Origin of the sequence: Bacillus sp. 22190 (assembly GCF_052045575.1) — a bacterium.
In the GTDB taxonomy this organism is placed as follows: Bacteria; Bacillota; Bacilli; order Bacillales; family Bacillaceae; genus Bacillus; species Bacillus altitudinis.
Genome location: NZ_JBQEPF010000024.1, coordinates 15580 through 30317, shown reverse-complemented (window position 1 = coordinate 30317; position 14738 = coordinate 15580). Strand labels below are relative to the sequence as shown.

Sequence of the window (14738 nt, the reverse complement as noted above, 5' to 3'; positions counted from 1 at the left end):
TGAAGTGCACCCCAAATATTAGACACAGTCTAACATTTGGAGGTGCTTTTCTTTTGGCTAAATTTACAATTGAAGATAAAATCAAAGCTGTAAAACGATACCTCGTTGACCGCGAACCCCTGCTTGGAATTGCAAAACAGATTGGCGTGCACAAAAGCATACTTCAATATTGGGTCAGAAAGTATCAATATCATGGCGAAAAAGCTTTTTCAAAGTCATATACAAATTATCCAGTCCAATATAAACTAGACGTACTTGATTATATGAATGAACATGGGACGTCTATCTTGGAAACAGCTGCACTCTTTAACCTGCCTTCTGATACCACGCTTTGGAACTGGAAGCGCATCTTGAAAACACAAGGAGTAGACGCCCTTCAATCTAAGAAAAAGGGGCGTCCGTCTATGAAAAAGAAAACTGGAAAACAAGACATAACGAAAGGATCAATGGAAGCGTTACAGGCAGAAGTAGAACATTTGCGCATGGAAAATGAGTATTTAAAAAAGTTGAATGCCTTAGTTCAAAACAAGGAACAATCACCAAACAAGACAAAGCGCAAGTAGTCTATGATTTAAGGCATCAATATCCGGTGAAATCACTTCTTAAGCTCGCATGTATTCCACGCAGTACCTACTATTACTTGATCAAGCATTTAGACCGTCCTGATCAGGATGTCGAACTGAAAAAGATGATTCAAACCATTTATCAGGAACATCAAGGACGTTATGGATATCGCCGGATTCGTGATGAACTAATCAACCGGGGACAAAAGGTGAATCACAAAAAAGTCCAGCGCATCATGAAAGCTCTAGGGCTAAAATGCATGGTCCGAGTGAAGAAATATCGTTCATACAGAGGCACAGTGAACAAAATAGCGCCTAATATTTTGGCTCGGCATTTTCAAGCTGATAGACCAAATGAGAAATGGGTCACAGATATAACGGAGTTCAAGTTATTTGGTCAGAAGCTCTATCTTTCGCCCATATTAGATCTATTTAATGGTGAGATCATTACCTATACAGTCGGTTCAAGACCTGTTTATTCACTCGTCTCAACGATGCTTCATCAGGCGTTCAACCGTTTAAATGAAGAGGAGAAACCAATGATACATTCTGATCAAGGATGGCATTACCAAATGAAGCAATATAGACACGCCTTAAAAAAGCGTGGGATTACACAGATTATGTCCCGAAAAGGTAACTGTTACGATAACGCAGTTATCGAGAACTTTTTTGGTATCTTAAAGTCTGAATTTCTATACCTAAAAAAATTTGAGAACATCGAACACTTCAAGCAAGAACTTGAACAATATATTGACTACTACAATCACACACGTATAAAGACAAAACTAAAAGGCATGAGTCCGATACAATATAGAACTCATGCCTCGAAAGCTGTCTCATAAAAAAACCGCGTCTAAATTTAGGGGGTCACTTCAATTGGCTAGCTGTCTTTTTGATCCATTTGCATTTGGATTTGTTTTAAAATTTTCTTTTCAAGCCGTGAGACTTGCACTTGGGAAATTCCGAGTCTTTCTGCTACTTCTGATTGTGTTTGGTCTTTATAATACCTTAAATAGACAATCAGTTTCTCACGCTCTTCTAATTCTTTAATCGCCTCTTTTAGCGCAATTTTATCAAACCATCTTTCTTCTGAATGATCGGCAATTTGATCGAGCAACGTAATCGGATCGCCGTCATTTTCATACACGGTTTCATGAATAGATGATGGTGAGCGGACCGCTTCTTGAGCGAGGACAACATCCTCAGGTGTGATGTCCAGATATTCAGCGATTTCCTGAACAGTCGGCATTCGTCCATGAGATTTAGACAATTCGTCCCTTGCCCGCCTAATTTTATTTCCAAGTTCCTTTAAGGACCTGCTGACTTTGACGGTTCCATCATCACGAATGAAACGCTGAATTTCACCAATGATCATTGGAACGGCATAGGTCGAAAACTTCACATCATAAGACAAATCAAATTTATCAACAGATTTCAGCAGGCCAATACAGCCTATTTGGAACAGATCATCTGGTTCATATCCTCTATTTAAAAAGCGCTGAACAACGGACCAAACAAGACGCATGTTTTTTTCTACGAGGAGGTCTCTTGCTTGTTGATCTCCGTCTTGGCTTTTTTTGATGAGCTGTTTCACTTCATCATTAGACAGCTGTGCTTTTTTTGCTTGCTTTTTTACCTCCACATCCATATGAGCAGCTCCTTAATTACAAAGCGCTTTGCTTTTTGATAGATGCTTTGTTAAGCGGATTGTTGTGCCCATTTCTGGAGATGAGTCCACCATGACATCATCCATAAAGTTCTCCATGATCGTAAAACCCATCCCGGAACGCTCTAAGTCTGGTTTCGTCGTAAAAAGCGGCTGCCTTGCTTCCTCAAGATCTGAAATGCCCATGCCTTCGTCTCGAATCGTCAGATACACAATATGGTCATCCAGTGTGACGCTAATGTGCACCTTGCCGTCTGGATTCCCGTCATACCCGTGAATGATCGAGTTCGTGACCGCCTCTGATACGACGGTTTTGATTTCTGTTAGCTCATCTAATGTTGGATCGAGCTGAGCGATGAATGCTGCCACCGTTACTCTCGCAAAGGATTCGTTTTGACTTAAAGCAGAAAAAGTCAGATTCATTTCATTTGTCATGATGCCACCCCCAATGTTTGCAGCGCAGTTTGCTCTGAAGGCTCCATACGAATAATTTTAAACAAGCCGGACATATCAAATAAACGGTTCACTGCTGGCGAGATCGCACAGACGACCATTTCACCGCCAAGCTGTTTAATTTCTTTGTATCTTCCTAAAATCACTCCGAGCCCAGAGCTGTCCATAAACGATAAATCAGCTAAATTCAGCACGATGTGGCGAATGTCCTCTGTTTCCAAATAATTCGTCACCTTTTGTCTCAATGTCTCTGCGGAGTGATGATCAAGCTCCCCTGTCAACCGAATGCAAAGTACGCTCTCTTTTATTTGAAAATCAATACCAAGGCTCATCTTTTCTTCCTCCTTGCTCTATTTTCGGATAAAGAATGTTTCTCTTTCTTCACATGCAAATCCTTCACCATGACAAAACTAGTGATCATTCGTCACATTTAGATGTTCTTTTCGTTCATAGCAAAAAAGACTGCCAGTTGCAGCAGTCTTTCACCTTTTACTTCCATTTAACAAATTCGGCCATCGCCCGTTTGAAGAACGTCCAAACACCGGCTTTTTCCATATCTTCTTTCGCTTCAACAGGACTTTCATGAAGCACTTTTCCATCTTTTTTCAAGATGATGGTGCCAAGTTTCGTTCCTTTTGAAAATGGGGCTGTGACATCTTGAGTTAATTTAATTTCTTTTTTGATCTGATCGACATTTTCGCCTTTTTTCGTTAAAAGAGAAATCGGTTCAGACGTGACAAGCTGAATTTTTTTCTTTTTCCCTTTGCTCACTTTGATCTCTGCTACATCTTGACCACGCTTGTACAGAGGGTGCGTTGTATATTGACTAAAGGCGTAATCCAGCATTTTGACGACTTGGGCATTTCTGTCTTTTGGCGTGCTTGCGCCGAATACAACAGCAATGACGCGCATGTTCCCTTTTTTAGCGGAAGCCGTTAGACAGTATTTCGCCTCGCCTGTAAACCCTGTTTTCACCCCATCCACACCTGGATAAAATTTAATGAGACGGTTTGTATTCACAAGCCAGAATTTTTTATCCGTGTTCTGACGAAGATAGTCTTCGTATACACCTGTGAACTTGGTGATCTCTTCATATTTCAACAGCTCTTTCGCCATTTTTGCCATATCATGAGCCGTGCTGTAATGATCTTTTTCAGGAAGTCCTGTTGGATTTTGAAAGACCGTTGAGGTGAGCCCAAGCTCTTTTGCCTTTTTGTTCATTTGCTCAACAAACTGTTCTTCAGATCCAGCAATATGTTCTGCCATGGCAACCGAAGCATCGTTTCCTGACGCAATCGCAATGCCTTTTAGCATGTCTTTAACCGTCATTTCTTCTCCCGGTTCAAGGAAAATTTGTGAGCCTCCCATAGATGCTGCATGATCGCTCGTTCTTACTTTATCAGTCATTTTTAATTTCCCTTGATCCATCGCTTCCATGATGAGAAGCATCGTCATGATTTTGGTCATACTTGCAGGGGCAAGCTTTTCATCACTGTTTTTGTTGTAAAGCACTTTTCCCGTGTCACGTTCCATTAAAATCGCTGATTTGGCTTCATGCGCCAATTCTGATGTTTGTTTTTCTCCTGGCTTTTCAATCTTTTCTTTTGCCATCGCTGATGGTGAAACCATTGAGATAAGGATCATTAAAGTAAACAATGCACATATATGACGTTTCAAGTGGCAGACCTCCATTATCGTAATCCTTTCTATTTTTTCCTCATAAAGGCTGTTTTATTCAGAGATCGTTTGATTGCCATAAAAAAAAGCCCTCTGTTTCATGAACAGAAGGCTTTTTCACGCGATCTATGAGAGTTGTTTGACAACTTCTTTCACTAAATCAAGGAAACTTGCTTTCACTTTTTCCGTCACTTCGATCACTTCATCATGAGAAAGCGGCTGATCTAAAATACCTGAAGCCGCATTAGAGATGCATGAAATACCAAGTACTTTTATGCCTGCATGACGTGCCACAATCACTTCTGGCACAGTCGACATACCGACTGCATCAGCGCCTAGCGTTCTGAGGAAACGAACCTCTGCCGGTGTTTCATATGAAGGGCCTGTCATTCCTGCATAAACCCCTTGCTGCACAGATATGCCTAAATGTTTAGCCGTTTTCTCTGCAAGTGCCAGCAAATCTTTATCATACGGTGCAGACATATCAGGGAAACGAACCCCTTGACTGTCGTTTGGTCCAATTAACGGATTGGTTCCCATCATATTGATATGATCTGTAATCAGCATGAGATCGCCAGGATGGAAGGACGTATTCACACCGCCCGCTGCATTTGTCACAATACATGTCTCAATGCCGATTTCTTTCATCACACGGACAGGAAATGTCACCTGCTTCATATCATACCCTTCATAGTAATGGAAACGTCCTTGCATGGCACAAACGACCGTGCCTTTCAGCGTTCCAATGACGAGCTGGCCTGCATGCCCTTCTACTGTTGAAACAGGGAATCCAGGAATATCTTCATATTTCAATTTGATTGGATTTTCAATCTCATCGGCTAAAATGCCAAGACCTGAACCTAAAATCAATCCAACTGTTGGTACATATGTCGATGCTTGTTTAATGTATGCCGCCGCTTCTGAAAACTGTGCTCCCACGTGATTTCCCCCTATTTGAGTTGAGATAAAAAGCTTGTTCCGTATTTTGGCAGCGTTGATTTAAAATTATCTGCTACCGTTGCCCCAAGATCAGCAAATGTTTTCGCTGTTGGCAGCTCATTCGCTTCTTGATGCTTTTTGCTGTAAGCAATAAGCGGAACGTATTCTCTTGTATGATCTGTTCCGTGATGAACCGGGTCATTTCCGTGATCTGCTGTGATCACAAGCAGATCATCCTCTTTTAATAGATCAAACACTTCAGGTAGACGTGCGTCAAATTCCTCTAGTGCCTTACCGTAGCCTTCTGGATCTCTTCTATGTCCATAAAGCGCATCAAAGTCGACAAGATTTAAGAAGCTCAGCCCAGTAAAGTCTGTTTTCAGCGTCTCCACTAGCTTGTCCATTCCATCCATGTTGGATTTCGTTCTGAGTGAAGAGGTGATTCCTTCACCATCATAAATATCAGAGATTTTTCCGATCGCAATGACATCAAGTCCATCATCTTTCAATTCATTCATGACGGTACGGTCGAATGGTTTTAATGCATAGTCATGACGATTTGGTGTTCTAACAAATGCCCCCGGCTCTCCGACAAATGGACGAGCGATGATGCGCCCTACCATATATTTTTCATCTAAAGTCAGTTCACGTGCGATTTCGCAAATGCGGTAAAGTTCGTCTAATGGCACAACTTCTTCGTGTGCAGCAATTTGCAGCACAGAATCTGCTGAAGTATAAACGATTAAATCGCCTGTTTTCATGTGCTCTTCGCCAAGCTCATCCAGAATTTCTGTACCAGACGCTGGTTTATTTCCAATGATGCCGCGCCCTGTTTTTTCTTTTAATTCATTTAACAGTTCATCTGGAAAGCCGTCTGGAAAGACTTTAAATGGTGTGTCGATGTAAAGACCCATGATTTCCCAATGTCCTGTCATTGTGTCTTTCCCATTGGATGCTTCTTGCATTTTTCCATAATACGCAAGCGGTTTTTCGTCCGCTGGAATTCCTTTAATTTCTTTAATATGACTTAGCCCAAGCTTCGCCATATTCGGCATATGAAGCCCGTTCATTTTTTCAGCAATATGTCCAAGTGTATCTGCACCTACATCATTAAAATCAGCAGCATCAGGTGCTTCCCCGATTCCTACTGAATCCATCACAATGAGGAAAATACGTTTATACTGATAATCAGGCATAAAAAAGCGCCTCCTTCAATATTCTTGTCCTTTCACCTTTCACAACTGGAGAGGTCAGACATCTCAAGTATAAACCGTTTTCAAGTCAATTGACAACCATAAACGGTCCAAACATAAAAAAGCATGATACACGTTCACCGTGCCATGCTTTACTTATGCCCTTGGATGGAATTTGTGATACACGTCTTTTAATCTTGTTTTTGTGACATGTGTGTAAATTTGAGTAGTAGAAATATCAGCATGTCCGAGCATTTCCTGTACGGCTCTAAGATCCGCACCGTTTTCAAGCAAATGTGTCGCAAATGAATGTCTGAGCGTATGAGGCGTCAATTCTTTTTGAATACCTGCTTCTATGGCTCGTTTCTTTAAGTTCTTCCAAAAGCCCTGCCGCGACATTTTTTTTCCGTGATGATTCAGAAACAAAGCATCGACCGGCTGTTTTTTGAGCAGCTTGTTTCTGCCTTTTTCTATATACACTTCAATCGCACTTGCAGCAGCTTCACCAATAGGCACGATCCGCTCTTTTCTTCCTTTTCCAAAACACCGGATAAACCCCATGGTCAGATGCACATCTGCAAGAGTCAGATCAAGCATTTCACTTACGCGAATACCTGTTGCATATAAAAGTTCGAGCATGGCTTTGTCACGGTAGTCAAATGGTGTTTGCTGCTTAGGTGTATCGAGCAGCTTTTCTACCTCATCTAATGATAGAACTTTCGGTAATTTCCGCTCTGTTTTTTGTGATTCAATGTTCCATGACGGGTCATCTGTTGTCACTTTTTCACGGAGCAAGAATTGATGAAAGGAGCGTATCGATGATAGATGACGGACGGACGTTTTACTCGATTTCCCCTCGTCTTTTAACTGTTTTAAATAATGAATAATATGAAGGCGTGTGACGTCTTTTACATCTGTCAATTGTTCATGCGTCATTAAAAAAGACAAATAGTTCTGTAAATCTCTTTTATAAGAGACAATGGTATTTTCAGAGAGTCCTCTCTCTACTGTCATAAAATGAATAAAGTCGGATAATTGATCCTTCAATGGTTTCTACTCCCCGTTTTGATAAAAATAAATCAATCGATCCTGCCAGCTGTCTTGTTTCGGCTGATCCATTTCCATCACTTTTATCGCTGCACCTTCTGGTTTATCATAACGATGATAGCTTTCATATTCTGAATTTATCCATATCATAGCATAATAGAACAGGACGGTAAAACCAGTGAACAAGATAAATACTTTCATTACTTCACCTGTTGTTTTGAGCCATTTTCGCATGTTCTTCATGTCCTTTCTCGTGTTCTCATTACTTCAGCATATGCCAGGTGGGACAAGGAATATACAGCGAACATGCAAAAAACCTTTTCATTTTGAATGAAAAGGTTCCAATTCGGATTATTTGCCGGATTCATCATCATGACACCGGTGGCAAATACCATGGAATGTCAATCTATGATCCTTAATTTTAAATTTCCAGTCGCGTTCAATAATCTCTTCAACATCTTCTAATAAATCATCTTCTATCTCATCGACTGTTCCGCATTCCATGCAGACAAGATGGTGATGGAAGTGAGCGGCTCCTTCTTTGCGAAGATCATATCGCGAAACGCCGTCTCCAAAGTTAATTTTATCAACAACTTTCAGTTCAGTAAGCAATTCTAACGTCCGATAAACAGTAGCAAGACCAATTTCAGGAGACTTCTCTTTTACGAGGAGGTATACATCTTCTGCACTTAAATGGTCTTCTTCATTCTCAAGCAGTACTCTTACTGTTGCTTCACGCTGTGGCGTGAGCTTATAGCTGGAAGAATGAAGCTGTTTCTTAATTCGATCAATCCGATTTTCCATTGACTTTCCCTCCTACGCCACATTACTTGATCATTATATCAAATGATGTGCAGAGAGCCAACTATAATCATTTTAAATTGATAAATAAATTGATTATTATTTAATAACGATTATAAAATCATCAAAACAGAACACCTGCCAGCTTTTTCATCAGCATGAATGATAAGTATGATTCAAAAAAGGACGAAAGAGCAGCGAGGGTTAAAATCATCAGTAGGACAGAAGCATACCGGCCAAACCAATGGATTGGCGCTTGACTGATGGTTTTTTTCATAAAAAGCTGACCAATTAAACGAATGGAGAACGCAATCGCACAAGTTCCGATCACTAAATACGCTGGAATGAGCAAGATATTTTGAGGAAGCACCGAGACAAAAGATAGAAAAAAACCGCTAAGCCCCATTTGATTGACCAAAAAACCGACAGTAAACCCAACTACAATCCCTTTTAAAAAAATCATAAGAAAAATAAGCGGCAGGCCAATGATGGAAATTCCGAGTATCCACATGAGGCCCAAATATTTCATATGATGTAAAAAGCTTTGCAAAAACATTTCTTTTGATTCTGCTGCTTTCTCATTCGTCAGTTGACCAAAAAATTGATTTAAATAATAGAATAAGTCCTCTTTCTGACTCATTGTCATACTATTGACGATAATGGCTCCAAAAATGACGCCCATTAAAAATAGTACAGAAACAAACAAATAAATTGATACATGATCTTTCACGTGCTGAAGAAGATGTTCTTTCCAAGACTTTTTTCGCATGCGCCTTCCTCCCAAATAGTAAAGGTTACTAGATTCTATGAGAGAGCAGACGAAACATGACAGTTTTATGAAAAGAAAAACGAGAAAGCAGCTGTACACTGCTTTCTCGTTTCCTTTATCGTGCAGCTTTTTGTACGTTCACAAGCCCAGCGCCATAATAAAAAGGTTCGCCAAGTTTTGTTGCCGTTTTTGTCAGCCTTTCACGCACTTCATCATTTGTCAGATTCGGATGTTTTGATAGAATGACTGCCGCAGCACCAGCTACATGAGGTGATGCCATAGACGTTCCACTCTTATATCCATATTCGTTATGAGGAATGGTACTTAATGTTGAAACGCCTGGTGCTGATACTTCCACTTCTTCCCCAACAGAGGAATCAAAGGCTCTTTGCTTTCGTTGATCCACAGATGCGACTGCCATGACAGAGCTGTATTTGGCCGGGTAATCTATCGTATTAAGTGACCCGTAGCTCCCAGCATTTCCTGCAGATGCGACAATGAGAATCCCGTTGTCATATGCTCGATCTACCGCTTCTTTCAGCGCCTCCGATTCACTTGCTCCCCCCATACTAATATTGATGACATCCATCTCATTCTCAATCGCCCATTCAATGCCTTTAATGATCCAGCTATAGTAGCCGTCACCATTTTCATCTGCCACTTTCACCGCATAGATCGAAGCTTTTGGAGCCACACCAACGACGCCTACCTTATTATCTAATGCTGCGATCGTGCCTGCAACGTGGGTTCCGTGTTCATGCGGGTCAACGAGCGGATCGGACTCTGTTGGAACAAAGCTGACACCACCAGTTACATGTAAATCTTCATGCTTGCCGTCGATTCCACTGTCAAGAACAGCTACTTTGACATTCTGTCCGGCATATCCTCGTTTATGTACCTTTTGTGCTTTAATGCTTTTGATACCATAAGGGACGCTTTGACCGCTTGTTTTTGCTTTTTGGTCTTCCTCAATAAAAGTAACTTCTTTTGCTTGATGTAGTTTTTCTTTTGATGCTTCGTTCAACGAAACTTTCATCATATCTATTTTATCTATTGATTCTTTCACATGACCGCCAGCTTTTTCAACAAGCTGTTTTTGTGTTTTGTCTTGAACGGAAGAAGAAAAACCGATCATATACTCTTTTTTTGCTTGATCCTTTGCAGATACATCTGATGCGCCGAATGTCATCGATGCCAGCAGCATACTTGCCATACAAAGCCCTGCTCCAAATGATTTGACCTTCACGATACCCACTCTCCCTTTCATTTCTTTTTGTCATTTAACTACATTTTTAGACAAAAAGAAACGACCGTTTGTCCTATTTTTTAAAATTTTTCCAATTATTTGATCTACTTGTCACAAAAAAGCAAAATAAAAATGCTTATGATCCTGTTCATAGCGATCATAAGCATTCCTACCTTTATGTTTTTTCATCATATGCTGCAAGGCTTCTTGTTTTGTTTTTGTCTTTCTTTCGTGTGTACTAAAATGCGGTATATTTCCTCTCGATTGTTCTGGATTTCGACTGTGCTGCCTTTGAAGGTGTTCTCTCTTTTTCTTTGCTTTGCTTTTTCCCATTTCGCAAAACCCCTTTCGTTGTCGTTATGATACATGAAAGCACCTAAAAAAGATAGACGTATACACGTCTATCTCAAATTGTTGACAAAAGGCTAAAATGTACTTGATTTTAGCCTTTTGTCTTCTTTTCAGCGTGATAGAAAACCTTTGCAGTCTAGGAAGGACAGCTACTTTCACGGAGCGAATTTGACATTCGTGAGCACCGAGCGCAGGACTGACAAAGAATGCGAGGGTTTGTCTACACGCTGAGATAGACGTATACACGCCTATCTTTCTTTTCTCACCATATCAAGATGCGGAATTCCATCCTCATCATAACAATCTGAGACAGCTTCGAAGCCAAACGATTCGTAGAACGATTTCAAATAAGCCTGTGCTTGGATTTTAATCTTTGTTTCGCCTAATTCACTGAGCTTTTTTATCGCCTGATCGAGCAGGATCTTCCCGTAACCTTTTTTCCGGCCGGTCTTCGTCACAAGGACACGGCCAATGGATGCCTCTTTGTACATGATCCCGCTTTGGAAAATGCGGCAATAAGCCACAATCGTGCCGTTCTCTTTTGCGATGACATGCAGCGCCTCTTGATCACGATGATCAATTTCAGGATAAGGACATGTTTGTTCTACAACAAACACATTTACCCTTTCCATTAAAATCAAGTAAAGGTCCTCTTTAGACAGTTGTTCAAATGTGTGACATGTCCATTTAAGTTGATTCATGATTGATATCCACCTTACCGTAGACTCCGCCTCCGCCAGCGATCAGTCCAACTTCACCTTTTCTTGCTTTGATGATGTAATCGGCTGTTTTCTCAGGCAGGACCGCTTTTAATTCTTGTTCTGTTGCTTGATGAAGAATATTCATCTCTGTATGAAAGACAGCTTTTAACTTTTCTAACGTTTTGGCTCCAACACCTGGAATAAATTGAAGGGGAAGCTGGTGAACATAAGGAGGCCTTATTCCTTTGTCACTTTCTTGGTCAGCAAGCTCCTTTAACCGCTCACTCACCCCTTTTGTCATTCGGGTATGGCCGCATGCTTGGCACTTTTCTTGCTCCTGACTGTCAGGTCTTACCCCGCATTTCTCACAGGTCGTATGATAATACTTTCCGAGCCGCGGAGCGAGCCCATAATTTCCAGTGATATTTCTGCCATCTTTTCCTTGAAGCGCTAGCTCAAATTCAGCAAAGGAGGCATGATCCATTCGGATCTTCGTATATTCCCGCGCAATTTTCCCTAAAGAATGGGCATCTGAATTTGTTAAAAAAGAATAACGGTTTAGCTCACTTAGCTGGGAGGCCATAGACGTATCACAGCTAAGGCCAAGCTCAACAGCATCAATGAGTTCTGGATCGAATACTTCGGTTAAAGACGTATTGACCCCTTTGCCGTATAAACTTTTATGTGGCGTAAAAATATGGGCAGGAATAAATAATCCCCCTAGTTCCTTCACCTTATGCTGAAGCGTTCTCCCATCCACATATAACCGCTGTGAACTCAAATGCACATTTTTCATATGAAGAGAAAGCCATGCGGAAAACTCAGACATTTTACGAAGCGTGGGCATAAAGGCAAGCACATGAATCGGACCTTTTGATTGGTCATCATTGATTTCTAGCTCACTGCCTAAAAGCAAAACGGTCTTTCCAAATGATAACCCGCCATCGCTTAGTTCCGTGTATATGCCTTCCTCTACACCTTCTATCAATTCTTCTAGGACTTCAGGAGATTGTGCATCAATCACACCAATCATTCCCATCCCTTTACTTTGAGACGCTTCAATGAGAATTTGGTCAATGGTCAGTGACCTTGCACCTGTAATTTTGACAGCCCTGCCTGTTCTTGTTCGACCAATATGAATATGGATATCTGCAAAGAATTCCCTCATTTTGTAGACTTAAGTACCTCTTGCAATTGTAAGTATTGAATGGCATAGGCTGTTTTCGCATCATAAATATGTTGTTTTTCGATGAGGTGCAGTGCTTCTTCTAGTGAAACTTCCATCACTTCGACAAATTCATCCTCATCCAGCTCTCGTTTTTCTTCAAGCGGGACGAGCTGATCAGCAAGGTAGATGTGAACAATTTCATCCGCAAACCCTGGTGATGTATAAAAGGCTGTCAGCTTTTGGAGCGCCTGAGTTGTATAACCTGTTTCTTCTTCTAATTCTCTCAGTGCTGTATGTGCCGGCTCTTCTCCTTTTTCTAATTTTCCAGCCGGAATCTCAACGATGGATCTCTCCAGTGCTTTACGGTATTGCTTGACCAAAATGATTTTATTTTCGTCTGTACGTGCAATGACTGCTACTGCACCTGGATGTTTAATGATTTCGCGTTTGCCTGGTTTTCCGTTCGGCAATTCTACATCTTCAAGAACCAAGTCAATGATTTTTCCGTTATATAATGTTTTTGACGATAATGTTTTTTCTTCAAAGTCCTTCAATTTTGTCAGCTCCTCGTTCTACTTTCACTTTTTACTTCATTCATTTTAACATAGATGTTTTAGGAGAAGCCAAAATGCGGATGCCTGCTTCAATGCGCCTTTTGAAATCACCTAGCTTGAATTCCAGAATTGTTTCACTTAATGTGAAAGGATAGGAGTGTGATTGAATTGAAAAAAAGACGAATTGGCACCTCTGATCTCTTGGTTAGTGAGGCGGCACTAGGATGTATGTCCCTTGGGACTGAAAAAGAAAAAGCGCTCTCTTTATTAGATGAAGCCATTGATCTTGGGATTAACTATTTGGATACAGCTGATTTATATGATTTTGGAACAAATGAGGAAATCGTCGGGGAAGCCATTAAGAACAGACGCCAAGATCTGATTTTGGCCACAAAAGGCGGCAACCGCTTTGAAAAAGGCAAACCTGGCTGGGATTGGAATCCTTCAAAAGCATATATAAAAGAGGCAGTGAAACAAAGCCTGAAACGACTTCAAACAGATTATATTGATTTATATCAATTGCATGGCGGCACAATTGACGATCCAATTGACGAAACCATCGAGGCATTTGAAGAATTGGTTGAAGAAGGTGTCATTCGCTATTACGGCATATCGTCGATCCGTCCAAATGTCATTAAAGAATACGCCAAAAAATCAAACATCGTGAGTGTGATGATGCAATATAGTTTACTCGACCGCCGCCCAGAAGAATGGTTTTCTCTTCTTGAAGAACAAAGCATTAGTGTCGTGGCAAGAGGTCCTTTAGCAAAAGGATTATTAACAGAAAAACCCCTTTCGCAAGCAAGTGCGGCGATTCAAAAGAACGGGTATCTTGACTATTCATTTGAAGAGCTCCAGCAAATCATCCCTTCGTTAAAGAAAGTCGCTTATGACCTATCACTGACAGAGCTGTCCATTCAATACTTGCTCAAGCATTCTGCAGTCAGCTCTGTTGTTTTTGGCGCAAGCTCGGTGAAACAGTTAAAAGAAAATGTGGCAGCGGCAAATGCACGTTCATTAAGCGACCAAGAAGTAAAAGCTTTGTCATATTTCACAAAACAGTCTGTGTATGAGGCGCATCGTTTGAATCAATAGAAGACAAATGGAAGAACAGCTTGCCACTTATGTTTTGTTTTAATGTACAACCCTATTGATGGTGCGATTCTGAAATGAAGCGATACGAGGGAGTCAGACGTGTTTTCTCTCAGGCTCATGTAGTATGTATTCATCTCAATGATATAACATAAAAAAGGGAGCATCGTAGCTCCCTTTTTTAACTTTTATACTTTCTCCAGTCTAAATGACTTTCATCTAGCAGCTCTGAGAAGCTTTTATTTTTTTCTTTTTCTTTCTGTTGCCGAAGGAGGTCTTGTCGTTTTTGTTCTTCTCTTTTTTCTGTCTCAGCGGCCAGGTTCTGCTTCATTTGAAGGAGCTGCTGTTTCACATCATCCTTTATGCCGTCCTTTAGCTTTGCTTGATCTTGATTGGTCTTTTTCACTCTGCCTCTCTCCTTTTGCTTTAGTGTATCATCCGTTTTATTTGCTCAGCAAGAGTCACGCCAAACTCCCAACATGTGGTATGATCTTCATAGAAACCCTTCGGAAAGGAAG

General features: G+C 40.9%; 18 protein-coding genes. 2 read left to right on the top strand and 16 right to left on the bottom strand.

What is annotated here, in order from left to right:
- The first annotated feature begins 53 nt into the window (after positions 1–53).
- Positions 54–1405 (top strand): IS3 family transposase gene (locus ACTJKA_RS19205; RefSeq protein WP_440607764.1). Its coding sequence is split into 2 segments (ribosomal slippage): positions 54–498 and positions 498–1405, totalling 1353 coding nucleotides; the frame shifts between segments, so codons are not numbered across the junction.
- A gap of 38 nt (positions 1406–1443) precedes the next feature.
- Here the strand turns inward: ACTJKA_RS19205 and sigF are convergent.
- The 15 genes from sigF to ACTJKA_RS19130 form a co-directional block, all read right to left on the bottom strand.
- Positions 1444–2211, bottom strand: a complete 768-nt coding sequence (gene sigF, locus ACTJKA_RS19200) for an RNA polymerase sporulation sigma factor SigF (protein WP_007501051.1) — start codon at positions 2209–2211, stop codon at positions 1444–1446.
- A 12-nt stretch (positions 2212–2223) separates the two neighbouring features.
- Complete coding sequence (gene spoIIAB, locus ACTJKA_RS19195) at positions 2224–2664, bottom strand: anti-sigma F factor (RefSeq protein ID WP_007501052.1); 441 nt, start codon at positions 2662–2664, stop codon at positions 2224–2226.
- Positions 2661–3014: an anti-sigma F factor antagonist gene (gene spoIIAA / locus ACTJKA_RS19190; protein WP_008344431.1), complete on the bottom strand. Its 354-nt coding sequence runs from the start codon at positions 3012–3014 to the stop codon at positions 2661–2663. Before spoIIAA ends, spoIIAB begins: the two co-directional genes overlap by 4 nt.
- A 157-nt stretch (positions 3015–3171) precedes the next feature.
- Complete coding sequence (locus tag ACTJKA_RS19185; RefSeq protein ID WP_201297801.1) at positions 3172–4326, bottom strand: D-alanyl-D-alanine carboxypeptidase family protein; 1155 nt, start codon at positions 4324–4326, stop codon at positions 3172–3174.
- A 159-nt stretch (positions 4327–4485) separates the two neighbouring features.
- Complete coding sequence (locus tag ACTJKA_RS19180) at positions 4486–5298, bottom strand: purine-nucleoside phosphorylase (RefSeq protein WP_019743098.1); 813 nt, start codon at positions 5296–5298, stop codon at positions 4486–4488.
- 11 nt (positions 5299–5309) lie between these two features.
- Positions 5310–6494: a phosphopentomutase gene (gene deoB / locus ACTJKA_RS19175; RefSeq protein WP_017357920.1), complete on the bottom strand. Its 1185-nt coding sequence runs from the start codon at positions 6492–6494 to the stop codon at positions 5310–5312.
- A gap of 153 nt (positions 6495–6647) precedes the next feature.
- Positions 6648–7538, bottom strand: coding sequence for a site-specific tyrosine recombinase XerD (gene xerD, locus ACTJKA_RS19170; RefSeq protein ID WP_116307102.1), 891 nt, complete (start codon positions 7536–7538; stop codon positions 6648–6650).
- A gap of 6 nt (positions 7539–7544) precedes the next feature.
- Positions 7545–7772, bottom strand: coding sequence for a YqzK family protein (locus ACTJKA_RS19165; protein ID WP_008344420.1), 228 nt, complete (start codon positions 7770–7772; stop codon positions 7545–7547).
- Positions 7773–7889: 117 nt separating this feature from the next.
- Complete coding sequence (gene fur / locus ACTJKA_RS19160; protein WP_003215577.1) at positions 7890–8342, bottom strand: ferric iron uptake transcriptional regulator; 453 nt, start codon at positions 8340–8342, stop codon at positions 7890–7892.
- Between the two features lie 121 nt (positions 8343–8463).
- Complete coding sequence (gene spoIIM, locus ACTJKA_RS19155; RefSeq protein ID WP_008344417.1) at positions 8464–9108, bottom strand: stage II sporulation protein M; 645 nt, start codon at positions 9106–9108, stop codon at positions 8464–8466.
- Positions 9109–9223: 115 nt separating this feature from the next.
- The gene (locus ACTJKA_RS19150; protein WP_136944831.1) at positions 9224–10354 is read right to left on the bottom strand and encodes a S8 family peptidase; all 1131 of its coding nucleotides are present in this window, start codon (positions 10352–10354) and stop codon (positions 9224–9226) included.
- A gap of 111 nt (positions 10355–10465) precedes the next feature.
- Positions 10466–10687 (bottom strand): hypothetical protein, encoded by a 222-nt coding sequence (locus tag ACTJKA_RS19145; protein WP_024718937.1) that lies wholly within the window; start codon positions 10685–10687, stop codon positions 10466–10468.
- 266 nt (positions 10688–10953) lie between these two features.
- Positions 10954–11406 (bottom strand): GNAT family N-acetyltransferase, encoded by a 453-nt coding sequence (locus ACTJKA_RS19140; RefSeq protein ID WP_008343848.1) that lies wholly within the window; start codon positions 11404–11406, stop codon positions 10954–10956.
- A complete protein-coding gene (locus ACTJKA_RS19135) occupies positions 11393–12574 on the bottom strand; it encodes a TIGR00375 family protein (protein ID WP_058214175.1) in 1182 nt (393 codons plus the stop codon). Before ACTJKA_RS19135 ends, ACTJKA_RS19140 begins: the two co-directional genes overlap by 14 nt.
- Positions 12571–13128 carry an NUDIX hydrolase gene (locus tag ACTJKA_RS19130; protein ID WP_116307106.1) on the bottom strand — a complete coding sequence of 186 codons (558 nt, stop codon included), beginning with the start codon at positions 13126–13128 and terminating at the stop codon, positions 12571–12573. Before ACTJKA_RS19130 ends, ACTJKA_RS19135 begins: the two co-directional genes overlap by 4 nt.
- Before the next feature lie 168 nt (positions 13129–13296).
- On the opposite strand from ACTJKA_RS19130, the gene ACTJKA_RS19125 reads away from it, so the two are divergent.
- Positions 13297–14223: an aldo/keto reductase gene (locus tag ACTJKA_RS19125; RefSeq protein ID WP_322535811.1), complete on the top strand. Its 927-nt coding sequence runs from the start codon at positions 13297–13299 to the stop codon at positions 14221–14223.
- Positions 14224–14401: 178 nt separating this feature from the next.
- Here ACTJKA_RS19125 and ACTJKA_RS19120 read toward each other — a convergent pair whose 3' ends face one another.
- Complete coding sequence (locus ACTJKA_RS19120; protein WP_008343840.1) at positions 14402–14626, bottom strand: YqkE family protein; 225 nt, start codon at positions 14624–14626, stop codon at positions 14402–14404.
- Between the last annotated feature and the right edge of the window lie 112 nt (positions 14627–14738).

Bases quoted from the DNA above. Each gene is read 5' to 3' on its own strand.
- ACTJKA_RS19185 (WP_201297801.1), bottom strand. From the start codon at position 4,326: ATGATCCTTATCTCAATGGTTTCACCATCAGCGATGGCAAAAGAAAAG.
- ACTJKA_RS19140 (WP_008343848.1), bottom strand. From the start codon at position 11,406: ATGAATCAACTTAAATGGACATGTCACACATTTGAACAACTGTCTAAA.
- spoIIAB (WP_007501052.1), bottom strand. From the start codon at position 2,664: ATGACAAATGAAATGAATCTGACTTTTTCTGCTTTAAGTCAAAACGAA.
- spoIIM (WP_008344417.1), bottom strand. From the start codon at position 9,108: ATGCGAAAAAAGTCTTGGAAAGAACATCTTCTTCAGCACGTGAAAGAT.
- ACTJKA_RS19165 (WP_008344420.1), bottom strand. From the start codon at position 7,772: ATGCGAAAATGGCTCAAAACAACAGGTGAAGTAATGAAAGTATTTATC.
- spoIIAA (WP_008344431.1), bottom strand. From the start codon at position 3,014: ATGAGCCTTGGTATTGATTTTCAAATAAAAGAGAGCGTACTTTGCATT.
- ACTJKA_RS19145 (WP_024718937.1), bottom strand. From the start codon at position 10,687: ATGGGAAAAAGCAAAGCAAAGAAAAAGAGAGAACACCTTCAAAGGCAG.
- sigF (WP_007501051.1), bottom strand. From the start codon at position 2,211: ATGGATGTGGAGGTAAAAAAGCAAGCAAAAAAAGCACAGCTGTCTAAT.
- deoB (WP_017357920.1), bottom strand. From the start codon at position 6,494: ATGCCTGATTATCAGTATAAACGTATTTTCCTCATTGTGATGGATTCA.
- ACTJKA_RS19135 (WP_058214175.1), bottom strand. From the start codon at position 12,574: ATGAGGGAATTCTTTGCAGATATCCATATTCATATTGGTCGAACAAGA.
- fur (WP_003215577.1), bottom strand. From the start codon at position 8,342: ATGGAAAATCGGATTGATCGAATTAAGAAACAGCTTCATTCTTCCAGC.